This window comes from Streptomyces sp. NPDC059875, from assembly GCF_042731085.1.
Taxonomy (GTDB): domain Bacteria; phylum Actinomycetota; class Actinomycetes; order Streptomycetales; family Streptomycetaceae; genus Streptomyces.
The window spans coordinates 203337-220449 of record NZ_JBHWJZ010000007.1 but is presented as its reverse complement, the minus strand read 5'-3'; the positions used below and the strand labels follow the sequence as shown (position 1 = coordinate 220449).

Below are 17113 nucleotides of genomic sequence, written 5' to 3'. Positions count from 1 at the left end.
CCGACCAGTCGGTATGTTGCCCGGGACCGCACCGAGCGCCCCTGGAGGACGTCATGCCCGAGCCCGACCCGGCCCGTTCACCGGCCCCCGCCGTCGAAGGACACTGCGACCGTCGCTTCGCCGCCGTACGGGATGCCTTCGAAGCCAACTTCCGTACGAGGGACGAGCTCGGCGCCGCGGTGACGGTCCAGGTCCACGGCGAGACCGTGGTCGACCTGTGGGGCGGCTGGGCGGACGCCGCTCGCGCGCGCCGCTGGGAACGCGACACCGTGGTCAACGTCTGGTCCACGACCAAGGGCGTGACCGCACTCTGCGCCCATCTGTTGGCGGACCGCGGAGTGCTCGACCTGGACGCACCGGTCGCCTCGTACTGGCCGGAGTTCGGCACGGCGGGCAAGGAGACGCTCCCCGTACGCCATCTCCTCTCCCACCGCGCGGGGCTGGCCGGCCTGCGAGAGCCGCTCACGCTCGCGGAGTTCTACGACTGGGAGGTGACGACCGCCCGGCTCGCCGCCATGGAGCCGTGGTGGGAGCCCGGCACCCGCTCCGGCTACCACGCGATGACGTACGGCTTCCTGGTCGGCGAGGTGATCCGGCGCGTCACCGGACAACCGACCAGCGCCTTCCTCCACGAGGAGATCACCGGACCGCTCGGCATCGACTTCACCATCGGCCTGCCGGAGAAGGAAACCGCCCGCGCGGCCGAGCTCGTACACCCCCCGGCCGCGTCCGCGAGCGAACAGGCCGCCCTCTTCGCCCAGTTGGAGCCGGCCGCACAGGCCGCCCTCGCCAACCCGCTCGTGGGTGCCACCCAGGCCAACAGTCCCGAGTGGCGCGCCGCCGAACTGCCGGCCGCCAACGGCCACGGTACGGCCCGCGCGGTCGCCCAGCTGTACGGCGTCTTCGCGGGGCGCGGCCGGTACGGCGAGCGCCGGATCCTCTCCGAACCGGCCGCCGAGCGAGCCCGCGAGGGACAGGGGTCCTGCCGGGACCTGGTGCTGGGCGCGGGCTTCGCCCACGACACGGAGTGCGCCCTCGGCCTCTGGCTCAGCGGCCCCAACGCCTCCTACGGCCCCAACCCGCGCGCCTTCGGCCACGACGGATTCGGGGGCTCCTGCGGACTCGCGGACCCGGAATCGGGGGTCTCACTGGGCTACGTGATGAACCGTATGGGCCCGAACATCGCGGACGACCCGCGCAAGATGGCTCTCATCGACGCGGTGTACGCGGCGCTCTGACGCCCGGCGCACGGAGTCGGCACCGCACGGCGGCCGCCGGCGACGACGGGAACCGGACACCCGATCGGCCGGGAGCAGAGGGAACGATTACGGCATTGGGGCCGTCCACACCTCTACCACTGGCCCGTGGACGGCCTCCCCTCCGCCGCGTACGCGGGCCACTCGCACCGCCCGTCCGACCCGAGGCCGCGGCCGAATCTGTGCGCTCGCTACTCCTCCGACCGGTGGCGAAGGGCTCCATCCGCCGGGTCGCCGCCGAGGCCGGCGCTCCGGGTGCGGGGCGAGGACGCCGCCGTCGTTGAACTGGAGAAACGGTACGCCTTCTTCCACTTCCTCACTCCACCGCCCCGGCTCCCTCCCACCCACCTGACGTCTCCCTGAAAGAACGTCAGCAAAGACCGGAAAGCGTTTGCAGCACCCCTCCCACGCACGCACACCACGGCAAGCGAGCCGGATGCACGCGGCGCCCGCCGGACCTCGGACCACGTGAACGCGCGTAGATCGGCCGAAAGGCGTTCTTGCCGTCAGGGTCGCCCGGATTCGAGGATTCCCCTGTCGAGCTTGACAGGTCCATGGCGGAGTACCCGCCGCCCCGGACCTGCCGGTTCGGCTTCATGGGCCCGCCCACCCAGCGAGTCCCCCACTCCCCCCACCGGAGGAAGTAGTGAACCTCAAGCGTCTGTCCCCCCTCGGCGGCGTCGCCAAGGGCGCACGGCTGATCGCCGTGGCCTCCGCGCTGCTCGCCGCCTCAGCGCTTGCCACCCCCGCCTCGTCCGCGGCGACGACCGTGGACGGCCGGGCCACCGCCGCCCAACTCGCCGTCACCGACGAGGCCGTGCGCGGAGCCGACGTGCCGGGCACCGCGTGGTACACCGACCAGGCCACCGGGAAGATCGTCCTCACCGCCGACTCCACGGTCTCGGCCGCGGAGATCGCCAAGATCAAGAAGGCGGCAGGCGACCGCGCCGCCAGCCTGGAGATCAAGCGGACTCCCGGCACGTTCAACAAGCTCATCGCCGGCGGCCAGGCCATCTACGCGGGCGGCGGGCGCTGCTCGCTCGGCTTCAACGTCCGCAGCGGCTCGACCTACTACGCCCTGACGGCCGGCCACTGCACCAACATCGGCAGCACCTGGTACACCAACTCGGCCAACACGACGGTGCTCGGCACCCGGACCGGTTCCAGCTTCCCGACCAACGACTACGGCATCATCCGCCACTCCAACGCCTCGGCGGCGGACGGCCGGGTCTACCTCTACAACGGCAGCTACCGCGACATCACCGGCGCGGGCAACGCCTCCGTGGGTCAGTCGGTGCAGCGCAGCGGCAGCACGACCGGCCTGCACGGCGGCACGGTCACCGGCCTCAACGCCACCGTCAACTACGGCGGCGGCGACATCGTCTACGGTCTGATCCAGACCAACGTCTGCGCCGAACCGGGTGACAGCGGCGGCGCACTGTTCTCCGGCACCACCGCGCTCGGCCTCACCTCCGGCGGCAGCGGCAACTGCTCCAGCGGCGGCACCACGTTCTTCCAGCCGGTGACGGAGGCCCTCAGCGCGTACGGCGTGAGCGTCTTCTAACCCCGAACGCACCACCCCGCCAACCCGCCCCACGGGCCGGCGGCCCCCAAGGGGGCCGCCGGCCTCATGCGTGGAACCGCGCACCGTGTCTCCGCGTCTGTGGCGGGCATGGGAGGTGGACAATGCCACGAACCACAGGTCTGACCCCGGAGCTCAGAAGCACCGCCGGATGCCTCATCGCCGGCCTCGGCGCGACGACCGCGATGGTCGTGTGGACACCGCGGGCCGCGTTCAGCATCGACGGCGGCTTCGAAGGTCATGCCCGCGATCTGAGCGTGATCTTCGTCGATCTGCCGCTCATCCTGCTCGGCTGCACGGTGATTCCGCTCTCGGCCTGGGGACTGGCCGCGCGTTGGGGCCAGCGCCCCTGGGTCGCGGCACTCGCGGCCGTGGCCACGCTCGGGCTCGGGGTGTGGGGCATCACCGAGTGGTGGACCCCGCGGCAGGAACCGGACCCCGGGTACCGGGGCGGCATCTGACTCGGGGCCGTGGCCACGCTGCGGAGCGCCGTACCGCAGGTCGGTGTGCCGTACCGCCGGTCGGTGTGCCGTACCGCAGGACGGTGTGCCGGACCGCAGGACGGTGTGCCGGACCCCCCGAGTCCCCGGACGGGCCCCACTGGCATTCTTGCCGCGTGCAGACGCCGAGCTCCGTCACCCCCGACGCCCCCGTCGACATACCCGACCCGCTGCTCACCCAGCAGTGGCTCGACCTCGCTTTCCTCCACTGGGCCGTCGACCCGGACGTCGTGGCGGGACTCCTGCCGAGCGGGACCGTGCCCGACACGCACGACGGGGTCACCTACGTGGGGCTCATCGCCTTCCGGATGCATCGGGTCGGGTGGCTGCGGCTGCCCGGAGTGCCGTACCTCGGCTCGTTCCCCGAGACCAACGTGCGGCTGTACTCGGTCGACGCGGAGGGGCGGCGCGGTGTCGTCTTCCGTTCGATGGACGCCGCGCGGCTGCTGCCGGTGATGACGGGACGTCTCGGCTTCCGGCTGCCGTACCTGTGGTCCCGGATGAGCGTCCGCACCGCCGGCGACACCGTCGCCTACAGCAGCTCCCGCCGCTGGCCGGGTCCGCGCGGCGCGTACAGCCGGATCACGCTGAGGACGGGCGAACGCATCGAGGAGCCCACGGACCTCGAGCACTTCCTGACCGCCCGGTGGGGTATGCACAACGCGTTCTTCGGCGGAACGGCGTACCTGCCGAACCACCACCCTCGCTGGCCGCTGTACCGCGCCGAGCTGATGGCGTGCGAGGAGAACCTGCTGGCGGCGGCAGGCCTCCCCGAGCCTGTCGACGGCCCGGTCAGCGTCCTTTACTCGCCCGGCGTCCCGGTGAGCCTCGGCCGCCCGTCCCGCCCGGCGGTCATCCCCGCTCCCCGCCGCCCGGAGTAGACACCGCCCCTCGCCTCGTCTCGCCGATGTGCGGCGCCTTCCCGGGGAAGGCACCCTGGAAGGGACCTGTCCGGACGAAGGCGCCCGGGCCGCCGGGCGCATCCGCCCGCTGTCGGCGAGTGACGCATGGAGGCGATCTGCCCATGGCCCCGGACGACGCGCTGCTCGTGATCGACGCAGCGGGTGTCGTGGTCGGGTGGAGCCAGGAGGCCGGGTCCCTGTTCGACCGTGGCTCGTCCGAAGCCCTCGGCCGCCCCGTCGTGGAGCTGTTGGCCGGCCAGTCCGTCAGCCCGGCGGCGGTCCCGGAACTCGTCGTGCGGCCGGTGACCTTGAGCGACGGCGGCTCGGGCTGGAGCGTGCACCTGCTCCGGTCGGAGCAGAGCACGGACGCGCGCGAGCAGGCCCTGCTGAAGGCGCTGTTCACGCAGTCGCCGATCGGGATGCAGGTACTGGATCCCCAGCTGCGCGTCCTGAGGGTGAACACCGCGGCGTCGGGGATGAGCGGGTTCGACCACACGCACACGCTCGGACGACGCCTCAGCGAGACGTTCCGGCTGTCCGACCCCGACGAGGCCGTGGCGATGGTCCGGGAGGTGCTCGCCACCGGCGAACCCGCGCTGGACAGGTTCGTACGCGTCCGCCCGCCCAACGACCCGGGTCACGAGCACGTCTACTCCGTCTCCGTGTTCCGGCTCCAGGACGCCGACGGGCGGGTACTCGGCCTCTCCACGGCGACCGTCGACGTCACCGTGCGCGAGCGAGCCCTCGCCCGCGCGCGGGTCCTCAACGACGTACGGGACCGCGTGGGGCACACGCTGGAGCTGGACGCCACCTGCGCCGAGCTCGTCGACGTCCTCGTACCCGCCTTCGCCGACGCCGCCGAGGTCGATCTGCTGGACCCGGTGGTCCGCGGTGAGGAGCCCCCGTCGGCGCCGGTCGGACCCGACGTACCGCTACGTCGGATGTCCTTCGCCTCGACGGACCGTCGGCAGGACTCCCTGGGCGCCGGTACGGGCCCGTTCCGCTTTCCGGCGGTGTGGCTGCAGTCACTGACCGACCTGCGGCCCCATCTGGTCACGTACCACCCGGACGACGACCCCCAGCATTCCGCCATCGTCACCCCGCTCACCCTCCGGGACGGCGTCCTGGGGACGCTGAGCCTCTACCGTTCCCCCGACCGCGACCTGTTCGTGGACGAGGACCTCGACCTCGCCCTGGACGTCGCCGCGAGCACCTCGCTGCACATCGACAACGCACGCCGCTACACGCGCGAGCACACCATCGCCCTGACCCTGCAACGCCGTCTCCTGCCCCAGCGTCCGGAGCCGCAGGTTGCCGTGGAGAGCGCTCACTTCTCCCAGTCGGATGAAGCCGGCGGCGGCTGGTTCGACGTCTTCCCGCTCTCCGGAGCTCGCGTCGCCCTCACCGTCGGCCGCGTCTCCGGTACCGGCATCAATGCCGCCATGGCGATGGGGCAACTGCGCACGTCCATCCGCACCCTGGCCTCGCTCGACCTGGAACCCGACGAGCTCCTCGCCCGGCTCGACGACACGGTGGCCCGACTCGCCGCTGAACGCGCCGACCTGCCCGTCGGCGACCCCCTGCGGAGCCAGACTCTGACAGCCGACTGCCTCTTCGGGGTCTACGACCCGCTGAGCCTGAGGTGCGTGATCGCCGGAGCCGGTGGCCCGCAACCCGTGATCGCGTATCCCGACGGAACCACCGCAACAGCTGACCTTGTCGTCGCTCCCCCGCTGGGCGGCGCCGAAGGAACACCGTTCGCGAGCACACGTCTCGACCTGCCCGAAGGAAGCGTCCTCGCGCTGTACACCGAGGCGTTCCTTCCCGCCGCGGGCGAGGGCGAGAGGAAGGCCGGCCAGGACCGTCTGCGACAGATCCTCGCCGAGAGCGGATCCTCTCTCGCCGACCTGCGCGACGAAGCCGTACGCACCGTCCCGGCGCCCGCCCCCGGTACCGACGCGGTCCTCCTCCTCGCGCGAACCCACACCCTCGCCCCCGACCTGGTCGCCACCTGGGACCTCGCCCAGGACCCCGCGGCCGTCGCCACCGCCCGCGCCCGCACCCGGCGTCAACTGGCCGCATGGCACCTCGACGAGCTCTCGCTCACCACCGAACTCATCGTCAGCGAGCTGGCCACCAATGCCGTCCGCTACGGCACCCCACCCATCACGCTCCGCCTGATCAACAGCGGCCGCACGCTCACCTTCGAGGTCAGCGACTCCAGCCCCGTCTCACCCCACCTTCGCCACGCCCAGACCAGTGACGAAGGAGGCCGCGGACTGTTCATCTGCGCCGAACTCGCGCAGAGCTGGGGCGTCCGCTTCAGCGAGAACAGCAAGACCATCTGGACGGAACAGGAACTCCCCCACCCGGCATAGCTTCGCCACGTGGAAGCTCCAGGTGGGGCTGACCTCCGGCTACGGATGACGCCCTGGTCCCCGTGGGACCGAACCCCCTTTTGCGGTCCTGGCAAAGTTCCTGGTCCTCGGCGCTCCCTCCGACCGAGTCTGGGCGGCGTACCTGTCTCGTCGAAGGGGGAACTCCCGTGCTCACGACATCTCTTGCCGCTCCACCCTCCCCGCTGAGCGCGCGCCGGCGCTGGACGGTGCTGGCGGTCTGCGCGCTCAGCATGTTCCTGGTCGGTGTCGACACCACCATCGTCAACGTGGGGCTGCCCGAGATCGGGCGAGGCCTCGATGTGGGTACGCGCGGTCTCGAGTGGGTCGTCGACGCCTACACCGTGGTCATGGCCAGCCTGCTCATCGTCTCCGGCGCCCTCGCGGACCGCTTCGGGCGCCGCCGGGTATTCCGGTGCGGACTGATCGTCTTCGGCCTGGCCTCCCTCGCGTGCGCCCTCGCCCCGTCCCTCGGCGTGCTCGTCGCCGCCCGGGCCGTCCAGGGGATCGGGGCCTCGATGCTGAGTCCGGTGGCCCTGGCGATCGTGGTGAACGCGATGCCCGACCCCCGGGAACGGGCCCGGGCCATCGGGGTGTGGGCCTCGGTCTTCGGACTCAGCATGGCGGCGGGCCCGGTCACCGGCGGGGCGCTCATCGCCGCGTTCGGCTGGCGCTCGGTGTTCTGGATCAACGCGCCGGTGATCGTCGCCGCTCTCGTCCTGATCGCCATGTTCGTGCCGGAGTCCCGCGGAGAGCGCACCCGTCGCCTCGACCTGCCCGGCCAGGTGCTCCTCACCGTGGTCCTCTGTCTCTCCATCGGCATCCTCATCGAAGGGCCCCGCATCGGCTGGACGTCGCCCGCGGCCCTGACCGGTTACGCCCTGACCGCGGCGGCCACGGCCGGCTTCGTCCTGGTCGAGCTGCGCCGCGGTGAACCCCTGATGGACCTCGGCCTCTTCCGCCGGCCGCCGTTCCTCACAGCGGTGCTCGGCGCGACGGCGGTGTTCGTCGCGCTGAACGTGACCCTGCTGCTCACCACCCTCTACCTCCAGCACACCCGTGGCTGGACACCGCTCGCGACCGGCGCCGCGACCCTGCCCATGGCGCTCGGGGCCACTCTGTGCGCGCCCTGGTCCGGCGCGCTGGTGGGTCGTCTCGGACCGCGGCGTCCGCTGATCCTCGCGGGCGGGTTCACCGCGGCCGGTGGTCTGTGCCTGGTGAACCTGGACCAGGACACGAGCGTGTCGCTGATCCTCCTCGCCTTCCTGCTGATCGGCATCGGGTTCGGCTTCGCCAACGCCCCCCTGACCAACACCGCGGTCAGCGGTCTGCCGCCGTCCCGGGCCGGAGTGGCGGGGGCGATCACCTCCACCGCGCGCCAGGTGGGTGCGGCGGTCGGCATCGCCGTCGCCGGCGGCTTGGTCACGGGCGCCGACCCCGCCGGCCTCGTCGCGGCGACCCATCCGGGATGGCTGCTCGTGTCGACCTGCGGACTCTTCCTCTTCGTCGTGGCACGCGTCGCGGGACCCCGACCCGCCGGGACTCGCTAGGGGTGTCTTCCGGGCCCGCCTCGGCCAGGGCTCACTCCGCCGTGGATTGCGCGCGGCCGAACCGCCGCCCGGCGTCGGGCCGCTGTCACTTGACCCGGCGCTCCTCCAGCGGTGCCCGTGCCAGGACGCCGTGGCCGACGCGTGGCAGGTGCGGGGTGTGGTTGACCAGGCGAGCCGAGTTGCCGACCACCGCGATGCTGCTGGTGTTGTGCAGCAGGGCCGCGAGCACCGGGTTCATCGAACCGCCCGCTCCCGCGACCAGACCGACCAGGTTGACGCCGATCGCGAGCCCGTAGTTCTGCCGTACGACGCGCAGGGTGTGCCGGCTCAGTTCCACGACGGCGGCGACCTGGCGGAGGTCGTTGCCGGCCAGGGCGATGTCGGCGGTCTCCAGGGCCACATGGGAGGAGTGTTCGCCCATGGTGATGCCGACGTCGGCGAGGGCGAGGGCGGGGGCGTCGTTGGTGCCGTCGCCGACCATCGCCACCGTGTGGCCCTCGGCCTGGAGATCGCGGATCAGCTGGAGCTTCGCCTCCGGCAGGGCGTGCGCGTGCACTTCGGTGATGCCGAGGGTGTCGGCGACGACCTGGGCGGTCTCGGGCGCGTCGCCGGTGAGCAGGATCAGCCGGGAGACCCCGAGGTCGCGCAGCTGCTGGATGACGGTCTCGGCCCCGGCCCGTACGGCGTCGGAGACACCGAGCATGCCGATCAGGTCCTCGTCGTGCGCCAGGCAGATGACGGTCTCGCCACTGCCGCGCAGCCGGTCCGTCCAGTCCTGGGCGCCCTCGGTCAGCTCCACGCCGTGCTGGCGCAACAGCGCCGGGCTGCCGACCAGCAGGCGGGTGCCGTCCAGTTCGGCGCGCATCCCCATGCCGAGCACGACCTCGCACGCCTGGTGGATCGGCACGTGGAGGTGTTGTTCCTCGGTGCGGGCGACGATGGCCTGGGCCAGGGGATGACGGGCGTGGAGTTCACCGGATGCGGCGAGGCTGAGCACCTCGTCGGCCGTGACGTTCTCGCTGAGGGTGACCACGCTGGTGACGAGCGGGCGGCCGAAGGTGAGGGTGCCGGTCTTGTCGAAGACCACGGCGGTGACCCGGCCGATGCCTTCCAGGTGGGTGCCGCCCTTGATGAGGGTGCCGCGGCGGGCGCCGTTGCCGATGGCGGCGCTGATGGCGGTCGGGGTGGCGAGACCCGCCGCGCACGGGCAGGCGATGAGCAGCATCGTCATCGCGCGCCGCGCGTCGCGGGTGATGCCGTACGTCAGCGCCGCCAGGGCGAAGGAGACGGGGACGAAGCGCTGGGTGAAGCGGGTGGCGACGGTCTGGATCGGGGCGCGGTCCGACTGCGCCTCCTCCACGCGGCTGATGATCCGGCCCACGGTGGTGTCACGGCCGACCGAGTCCGCGCGGACGGTGAGCGAGCCGGAGGTGACGATCGTGCCGGCGTAGACGTGGGAGCCGTCGCGCGCGTAGACGGGCAGGGCCTCGCCGGTGACGGCCGCCTGGTCGACGAGGGCCTCGCCGAAGAGCACGTGTCCGTCGACCGGGATGCGGTGGTGTTCGTACACGGCGACGACGTCGCCGGGCTCCACGGTCTCCAGATCGACCTCCACCTCGACGCCCTCGCGTACGAGCCAGACGCGCTCGTCGCCGATGGTGAGCAGTTCCTCGATGGCGCGCCGGGTGCGGCGCAGGGTGAGGGTCTGAAGGAACTCGCCGATGTTGAGGAGCCAGAGGACGGTCAGGGCGACCACGTTCTCCCGGAGCACGAGGGAGATGACCGTAGCCGCCGTGACCAGGGTGTCCGTGCCCGGACTGCCGCGGCCGCGCAGCGTCCGCAGGGCGCCGCGGAAGAACGGCAGACCGGTGAAGACCGTCACCACGCCGAGCAGTCCCGAGGAGCCGAGGGTGATCCTGGGCCTGCCCAGCAGGCGCCTGAGGGCCACGAAGGCCAGCACGGCCCCGCCGACCACCAGGCGGGCCACCTCTCCGGTGGAGGTGTCCGGCAAGGACCGGGAGGGCTTGACGGCGACGACTGTGGCCGGCGGGGCCTCTTCGAGGGCATCGACGAGTTGTTCGACGTTCAACTCGTCCGGCTCCACCCAGATCACGACACTGCCCGTACGCGGGAAGATCCTCAGCGCGCGGAAGCCGCTCACTCCGGTCAGGCGGTCGTCGACGAGGCCGGCGCAGCCGGGCCGGGCTTTCAGCCAGGGCACGGACAGTCGGGCCCGCCCCGCGGCCACGGAGCGGACGAGCACGGTCGACATGATCAGTGCTCGTGTCCGTGATCGTGGTTCACGTCGACCGCGGAGGGCGGCGGCACTTCTTCGCCGAGCGTGGTGCGAGCCTCGGCCAGCATGTCGCCGGCCTTCAGCCGGGCCTCCTCGGCGGCCGAGGCCAGCCAGCGGCTCGCGACGATCCCGCCCGCGAGGCCGCCGACGAGCGCCTTGCGGGCGGCGGGCTTGGCGGCGGGGAGGTTCTTGATGATCAGGCCGCCCACCACTCCGGACACCGCGTAGTGGGTCAGCTTGCCGGCTGCGGCACCGGCGATGGCGAGGGGATGCATACGTGCTCCTTCCGTCTGCGCCGGATCGGCGCGACGGCTCTCCATTCGCAACGGACCTCCCTTCCAGTGTGAACCCGGGAGGTCACCGGGGTCGAGCGGGCCGTCGATCCCGCTCACACGGGCGCGGCCGGCCTGTCCGGGACCGCGATCCGAACCGCTCGCACGGCGCGCCGGGAGCCGACCAGGCGGCAGCCGAGGTAGATCAGGAACGACAGGGTGGTGACGTACGGGCTGATGGGGATGGTGCTGCCGAGGGCGAGCAGGATGCCGCCCTCCATGGAGACCAGCGCGAAGGCGACGCTCAGTACGGGCAGCAGCACGGGGGACGCCGTGATGCGCGCGGCGGCGGCCGCGGGTGTGACCAGGAGCGAGAGGACCAGCAGAGCTCCGACGATCTGGACGCAGAGGGCCACCGCGAGACCGAGCACCAGCATGAAGGTCAGGGAGAGCCCCCGGACGGGCAGACCCCTTGCCTCGGCCACCTCCGGGTCCGCGCCGGCGAAGGTCAGCGGCCTCCAGACGACCGCGAGGGCGATGAGCACCACGACGGACGTGCCGACGAGCCATGCCATCTGCGGGGTGTCGACGGCGATGATCTGCCCGGTGAGAATCCCGAACTTGTTGGCCGCCCGCCCCTTGTAGAGGGCGAGGAAGAGCACGCCGAGTCCCAGGCCGAAGGGCATGATGATGCCGATGATCGAGTTGCGGTCGCGGGCCTTGACGCCCAGCACGCCGATCACCCCGGCCGCGAGCAGGGATCCCACGATGGACCCGGCGACGATGTTGACGCCCAGGAACAGCGCCGCCGAGGCGCCGGCGAACGACAGCTCGCTGATTCCATGGACGGCGAACGGCAGATCGCGCATGATCACGAACACCCCGACCAGGCCGCCGACCAGGCCCAGCAGGGCGCCGGCCAGCAACGAGTTGTCGACGAGAGCGAGCAGGTCGCCGTAGTTCTCGAAATTGAAGATCTGGCGCCAGACGCCGTCGTCTTCGCCGGCGAGTGGTCGATCACCGGTGAACAGCCCGGTCACGACCCTCCGCCTCCGTTCGGCCCGTCGGGATGGTGCTGCGCGGTGGCGGCGTCGGGTGCCCCCGCGACGATGATCCGGCCGCCGACCCGGACGACGTCGACCTGCGTCCCGTACAGCTGCGAGAGGGTGGAGGTGGTCAGCACCTCGTCGGGACGCCCGATCCGGAAACCGCCCTGGGCCAGGTACAGGACCCGGTCGACCAGGCCGAGGACGGGGTTGATCTCGTGCGTGACGAAGACGACGGCGGTCGCGGCGTCCCGGCGCCGCCGGTCCACGAGCCGGGTGACCGTGCGCTGGTGCTGCAGGTCGAGGGAGAGCAGGGGCTCGTCGCAGAGCAGGATCCGCGGGTCGGTGGCGAGGGCCTGGGCCACGCGCACCCGCTGCTGTTCACCGCCGGAGAGGCTCCCCACCGGAACCCGTGCGTACGCCATCGCTCCGACGGACTCCAGGAGTTCGTCCACCCGGCGTCGGGTGACGCCGGGCAGCAGGGACAAGCCCCATCGGTGGCCTTCCATGCCGAGCCGTACCAGGTCACGGGCGCGCAGCATCGTGTGCGCGGGCAGGGACTTCTGCTGGGGGACGTAGCCGATGTGTCTGCCACCGCGCCGTGGAGCCCGGCCGAGGACGGTCAGCGACCCCGCTGTCAGCTGCTGTCGGCCCAGCATCACGCGCAGCAGGCTCGTCTTGCCCGAGCCGTTGGGACCCAGGACCGCGAGGAACTCCCCGGGCCACACATCGAGGTCGAGACCGCGCCACAGCACCCGGTCGCCGTAGGCCAGCGCGGCTCCGCGCATGCGGATCACCGGAGCTGCGGGGGTGGTCTCCCGGTCGTCCGGGCGGGCGAGGGGCGCGACGGCCTCGGTACGGTCCATCACCGGTCCAGGGCGCTCTCGAGTCCGTCGACATTGGCCGTCATCCAGCCGATGTAGTCCTCGCCTTGCGGGAGAGTCTCGGTCACGGGGACCACGGGGACGCCGTTGTCCTCGGCTGCCTTCTTCACCTTGTCCGTCTGGGGGCCGGTGGTCTGCTCGTTGTAGACCAGCGCCTCGACCCGGGCGTCGGTGAACAGCGCGATCGTCGCCTGCAGACTGCTCGGTGAGACCTCGTCGCCCTCCTCGACGGCTTCGCTGAAGTCCGGGGGCGTGAGGTTCCGCAGCCCGCTCGCCTCGATCAGATACAGCGGGACGGGCTCGGTGACCGCGACCGCGGCTCCCGCGTGATCCGCCTTGATCCGCTCCGTCTCGGACGTGAGGGACGTCAGTTCGTCCTTGAAGGACGTGGCGTTGTCGCGGAAGACCGCCGCGTCGGCGGGTGCGGCCTCGGCCAGTGCCGCCGCGACCCGGTCGGCCAGCTTGGCCATCGTCGGGAAGTCGTACCAGAGGTGTTCGTTGAACTCCCCGGCCGCGTCGGGAGACTTGCCGGAGACCTCCACGACGTCGATGACGTCGGCCGAGGAGTTCTCCGCGCTGCGCAGCATGCGGCCGACGAAGTCGTCGTAGCCTCCGCCGTTCTGGACGACGACCTCCGCTTCGGAGAGTTCCAGCTGGTTGCGCGTACTGGCTTCGTACGAGTGGGGGTCCTGGGCCGGGTCCGTGATGATCGAGACGACGTCGACCTTGTCGGCCCCGATCCGCTCGACGACGTCGCCGTAGACGTTGGTGGAGGCCACCACGGGGATCGGTGCGCTGTCGGAAGGTCCGGCTCCCGCGGGGCTTCCACAGCCCAGGATCAGGACCAGCGCGATACCGGTGAGGAGGCCCGGACGGCACGCGGACGTCTGCATACCCGCCATACCCGCTCTCCCAGCCGAAGCGAAGTCGAAACGGTTATCACTTAGATTGTCCCCCCATCGCTTCGCGCCCTCTACTCGGCGGGGCGTCGCGGCGATCGTCGGCCGCGCATCACTTAATCTGCGAAAGCTGACATTCCATCACGAAAGGATAATTTCGTGCCCTCTCTGCTCAACCCCTACATCTCCTTCGCCGGTGACGCCAGGCAAGCCATGGAGTTCTACCGGGAGGTCTTCGGCGGCAACCTGACCGTGAACACCTACGGTGACTTCGGCCAGAAGGAGGCCGGGGAGGCCGCCGACAAGATCATGCACAGCATGCTCGTGACCGACAGCGGGTTCGCTCTCATGGGGGCGGACACGCCGCCCGGCATGGAGCACAAGCCCGGGAACAACATGTCGGTGAGCGTGAGCGGCGAGGACGCCGACGAACTGCGCGGCTACTGGGACAAGCTTTCCGGTAGTGGCACGGTATCGGTCCCCCTGGAGAAGCAGATGTGGGGCGACGTGTTCGGCATGTGTACGGACCGGTTCGGCATCACCTGGATGGTCAACATCAACCAGCGGCCGGCCTGAGTCGTTCTCCGGTTCAGGAGCGGGATCGAGCCGGGCGCGGTCCGGCGACGGCCTCGGCGAGCAGGCGGCGCCCCGCCCGGTTGGCGAGGACGCCGCGCAGGGCCGTGTCCCGTACGGCGCGGACGGGCGTCGAGCGCAGCGTCCACGCGCGGGTGGCGAGATCGGTGCGGGCGAGCACGCGCAGGGCGTCGGCGCGACGGCCGCGGTGCCAGGCCGCGAGCACGTCGGCCGCGCGGCCGCCGCGGGCGGTCGCGTCGGGCAGTACGGCGGCGAGGGAGACGGCGTCCCGCAGGCCGAGGTTGAGCCCTTGCCCGCCGATCGGGCTGCACACGTGCGCGGCGTCGCCGATCAGCAGCACGCGCCGATGCGCGTGGTGTGCGGCGAGGCGCCGCTGGGTGCGGAAGGTACTGGTCCAGCGGCATTCGCGGACGGCCGCCGTCCACCCCCGGGCCGCCGCCTCGGCGGCGAGCGCCGCCGGACCGTCGGCGCCGTCCGCACCGCTCGGCGCGAGGCCGTGCGGAAGGTGCAGCACCACCCTGGCCCAGCCGTCGAGATGCATCGGGAGCACCACGAGAAGGCCGCGCGGCCCGCCGACCATGTGCACGCGCGTCGGGTCCAGGGAGGGGTCCTCGACCCGCAGGTCGGCGAGTTGCCACAGACCGGCGTAGGTCCGGCCGCGAAACGCCGTACCGGCCAGGGCACGCAGCGTGCTCGACGCGCCGTCGGCCGCTATCACCCAGCGGGCGCGCAGCGGATCGAGGGCGTCCGACCGCACGGTGACGCCGTCGACGTCCTCGTCGATGGACCGGACGGCCACCGAGCGGTGCACACGCACACCCACACGCTCGGCCTCCGCGGCGAGCAGGCCTTCGGTGGCGCATTGCGGGACGGTCAGGATGTACGGGTACGGGGATGCCAGCCGTGCCAGGTCGAAGCCACCGAGCCTGCGCCCCTGAGCCCACATCTCCACCGTGTCCACGCGGCGGCCCAGCGGGTGAAGCGCATCGGCGAGGCCGCTCGGGGTCAGGGCCTCCAGGGTCCTGGCGTGCAGATCCGTGGCGCGGGACTCCGTGACCGGGCCGGGACGGCGCTCGAGCACGACCACGCCGAGTCCCGCCCTGGCGAGTAGCAGGGCGGCGCTCAGACCGACCGGCCCTGCCCCCACCACCGCCACGTCCGTGTCGACCCCCATGCCCGGCACTCTATCCGGGGCCGGCTGGCCGCGGCCCACCAAGCGCTGCGCACCGCGACCACACTGAACTCGCCCCGAGGAAGCGCCCCTTGGGTGCTTCGTTCTCACGACGGCGGTCGAAAGACGCGCAAGTCCCGTACCTCGTAGGACAGTTCCGTCGCTTCAGCATCCGGCGCAGGGTGGTAGCGGCCGGCGCAGACGGAGAGATTGACGATCAGGTAGGCGTGCCAGGACCGTCCGACGCCCCGCCCGTCCGAGAACACCTCGACGTCGTCGACCCACCACACCACCGAGTCGGCGCCGAACTCGGTCCGCAACCGCACCCAGCCGCCGGGCCGGATGCCGGGGTCACGGTGGTAGAGGTAACCGCCCCGGACGCGGTTGGACAGCTCCAACAGATCCGGGTTGTCGGGGTGGTACTCGAAGACGTCGATCTCCTGGCCGCCGTCCCGCCAGGTCCAGATCGCCGGCCAGGCGCCGGTCCCCTCCGGGAGCCGTACGCGCGCCTCCAGGACATCACCGGCACGGACCTCGAAACCCTCGGGGCTGCCCTCCGTCGTCAGGAGCCCCGCGTCCCAGAGGCCGTCGCGGCGCCGGGTCGCCCGGAATTCGCCCGATCGACTGTAGGCGGGGTCTGCCACCAGGTGGTCCAGCTTGTTGTCCCGCGGGTTGACCGGTCCGCCATCGGGATAGGCCCATGACCGGCCCGCGGTCCACTGCTCCAGAGAGGCGAAGTCGGCGGTGAAGACCAGCTGGGCGGCCGGAGGCGATGTCGACATGGACTGCTCCCCTGGTGTGCGACTGCGTGGTGTGTCCTCCACAATCTGCCCACGTGCTCCGCCGATATCCGGAACTCATCACTCACTGTCGTGAAGTCGTCACGTCGGCACATCCCCGGCATGGGCGGGCCTTCTGCCGGAACCGTCCCCTCCCTGTACCTCGTCGGTAACAGATCCACGAGACACGCGTGTCAGGGACGACTTCTGGTCAAGCTCTGCATGCAAGCGAGAATCGAGACCGGCCGCTTGCGGCCAACCACGGGGGAAACGACATGAGCACTCCTGCCTGCAAATCCCGCAAGAGCCAGAGAGGCTGGAAGCCCTACGCCATCGGGGCTGCGGTGGTCGCCGCGCTGCTCTCGGCGACGGCGTGCGAGTCGGGAACGGCCGGCGGTTCGGACGACGCCAAGGCCTCGGACCAGCCGAGCGCGACGAGTTCGGCGAAGCCGGGCAAGAAGGCTTCACCGAAGCCGGGCAGCCCTTCGGGCGACTCCGGCGGGAACGGCGGCGGCACCATCGCCGCCTGCACCAAAGAGGACCTCGCGGTCTCCGCCGTGAAGGAGCCTGCGGACAGCAAGGAGGCACGGCACCTCCTCATCACCGTCCAGAACTCCGGCGACAAGAAGTGCAACCTCTACCACTACCCCCACGTACAGCTCGGTGCCGATGCGCAGACCACGGTCCCCGTGATCGAGGACAGCAACATGGACCCGGGGACGCCCGTCACCATCGCTCCGGGTGAGGAGGCCCACGCCGCTCTGCTCGTCAGCGGTGGCGCCAGGGACGAGTACGAGGCGAAGAGCATCTCCCTCACCCTCCAGGGCAAGAAGCTCGGCAGCGAGGCGAGCAAGCCGATGGACGTCCCCATGCCGGTCGACACCTTGTACGCAGACGACGGTCAACTCGTCACCTACTGGACGACCGCCGAGGGCGTGGCCCTGGACTTCATCATGTCGAAGTAACGGCCGCCGATCGCGGACATC

The 17113-nt window shown here is 71.4% G+C and carries 15 protein-coding genes; 8 read left to right on the top strand and 7 right to left on the bottom strand.

Annotation, left to right across the window (positions count from 1 at the left end; translation table 11 throughout):
- The first annotated feature begins 53 nt into the window (after positions 1-53).
- From ACFV9D_RS11565 to ACFV9D_RS11540, 6 genes are all read left to right on the top strand, one after another.
- Entirely contained in the window at positions 54-1238 is a 1185-nt protein-coding gene (locus ACFV9D_RS11565; protein WP_385144189.1) for a serine hydrolase domain-containing protein, read from the top strand.
- Between the two features lie 664 nt (positions 1239-1902).
- Positions 1903-2820, top strand: coding sequence for a S1 family peptidase (locus tag ACFV9D_RS11560; RefSeq protein WP_385144188.1), 918 nt, complete (start codon positions 1903-1905; stop codon positions 2818-2820).
- Between the two features lie 122 nt (positions 2821-2942).
- Positions 2943-3299 carry a hypothetical protein gene (locus ACFV9D_RS11555; protein WP_385144186.1) on the top strand — a complete coding sequence of 119 codons (357 nt, stop codon included), beginning with the start codon at positions 2943-2945 and terminating at the stop codon, positions 3297-3299.
- A 155-nt stretch (positions 3300-3454) separates the two neighbouring features.
- Complete coding sequence (locus ACFV9D_RS11550; RefSeq protein ID WP_385144184.1) at positions 3455-4219, top strand: YqjF family protein; 765 nt, start codon at positions 3455-3457, stop codon at positions 4217-4219.
- A 143-nt stretch (positions 4220-4362) separates the two neighbouring features.
- Positions 4363-6618 (top strand): SpoIIE family protein phosphatase, encoded by a 2256-nt coding sequence (locus tag ACFV9D_RS11545; RefSeq protein WP_385144182.1) that lies wholly within the window; start codon positions 4363-4365, stop codon positions 6616-6618.
- A 167-nt stretch (positions 6619-6785) separates the two neighbouring features.
- A complete protein-coding gene (locus tag ACFV9D_RS11540) occupies positions 6786-8186 on the top strand; it encodes an MFS transporter (RefSeq protein ID WP_385144180.1) in 1401 nt (466 codons plus the stop codon).
- An 85-nt stretch (positions 8187-8271) separates the two neighbouring features.
- Here the strand turns inward: ACFV9D_RS11540 and ACFV9D_RS11535 are convergent, their stop codons facing one another.
- The 5 genes from ACFV9D_RS11535 to ACFV9D_RS11515 all read right to left on the bottom strand — a co-directional run bounded on the left by ACFV9D_RS11535 (position 8272) and on the right by ACFV9D_RS11515 (position 13577).
- The gene (locus tag ACFV9D_RS11535) at positions 8272-10458 is read right to left on the bottom strand and encodes a heavy metal translocating P-type ATPase (RefSeq protein ID WP_385144178.1); all 2187 of its coding nucleotides are present in this window, start codon (positions 10456-10458) and stop codon (positions 8272-8274) included.
- 2 nt (positions 10459-10460) lie between these two features.
- A complete protein-coding gene (locus ACFV9D_RS11530) occupies positions 10461-10757 on the bottom strand; it encodes a DUF1490 family protein (protein WP_385144176.1) in 297 nt (98 codons plus the stop codon).
- A gap of 113 nt (positions 10758-10870) precedes the next feature.
- Entirely contained in the window at positions 10871-11794 is a 924-nt protein-coding gene (locus ACFV9D_RS11525) for a metal ABC transporter permease (protein WP_385144174.1), read from the bottom strand.
- The gene (locus ACFV9D_RS11520; protein WP_385144172.1) at positions 11791-12666 is read right to left on the bottom strand and encodes a metal ABC transporter ATP-binding protein; all 876 of its coding nucleotides are present in this window, start codon (positions 12664-12666) and stop codon (positions 11791-11793) included. The genes ACFV9D_RS11525 and ACFV9D_RS11520 overlap by 4 nt, the downstream gene beginning before the upstream one ends.
- A complete protein-coding gene (locus ACFV9D_RS11515; protein WP_385144345.1) occupies positions 12666-13577 on the bottom strand; it encodes a metal ABC transporter solute-binding protein, Zn/Mn family in 912 nt (303 codons plus the stop codon). Before ACFV9D_RS11515 ends, ACFV9D_RS11520 begins: the two co-directional genes overlap by 1 nt.
- Positions 13578-13742: 165 nt before the next feature.
- Here ACFV9D_RS11515 and ACFV9D_RS11510 point away from each other — a divergent pair, with 165 nt between their 5' ends.
- On the top strand, positions 13743-14159 hold the full coding sequence (locus tag ACFV9D_RS11510; protein WP_385144170.1) for a VOC family protein: 417 nt from the start codon (positions 13743-13745) through the stop codon (positions 14157-14159).
- 13 nt (positions 14160-14172) lie between these two features.
- Here the strand turns inward: ACFV9D_RS11510 and ACFV9D_RS11505 are convergent, their stop codons facing one another.
- Together ACFV9D_RS11505 and ACFV9D_RS11500 are read right to left on the bottom strand one after the other, a co-directional pair.
- A complete protein-coding gene (locus tag ACFV9D_RS11505) occupies positions 14173-15351 on the bottom strand; it encodes an FAD-dependent oxidoreductase (protein WP_385144168.1) in 1179 nt (392 codons plus the stop codon).
- A gap of 104 nt (positions 15352-15455) precedes the next feature.
- Complete coding sequence (locus ACFV9D_RS11500; protein WP_385144166.1) at positions 15456-16130, bottom strand: beta-glucanase; 675 nt, start codon at positions 16128-16130, stop codon at positions 15456-15458.
- A gap of 272 nt (positions 16131-16402) precedes the next feature.
- Between ACFV9D_RS11500 and ACFV9D_RS11495 the strand changes: the two genes are divergently transcribed.
- Positions 16403-17092 (top strand): DUF4232 domain-containing protein, encoded by a 690-nt coding sequence (locus ACFV9D_RS11495; RefSeq protein ID WP_385144162.1) that lies wholly within the window; start codon positions 16403-16405, stop codon positions 17090-17092.
- Positions 17093-17113 lie beyond the last annotated feature (21 nt).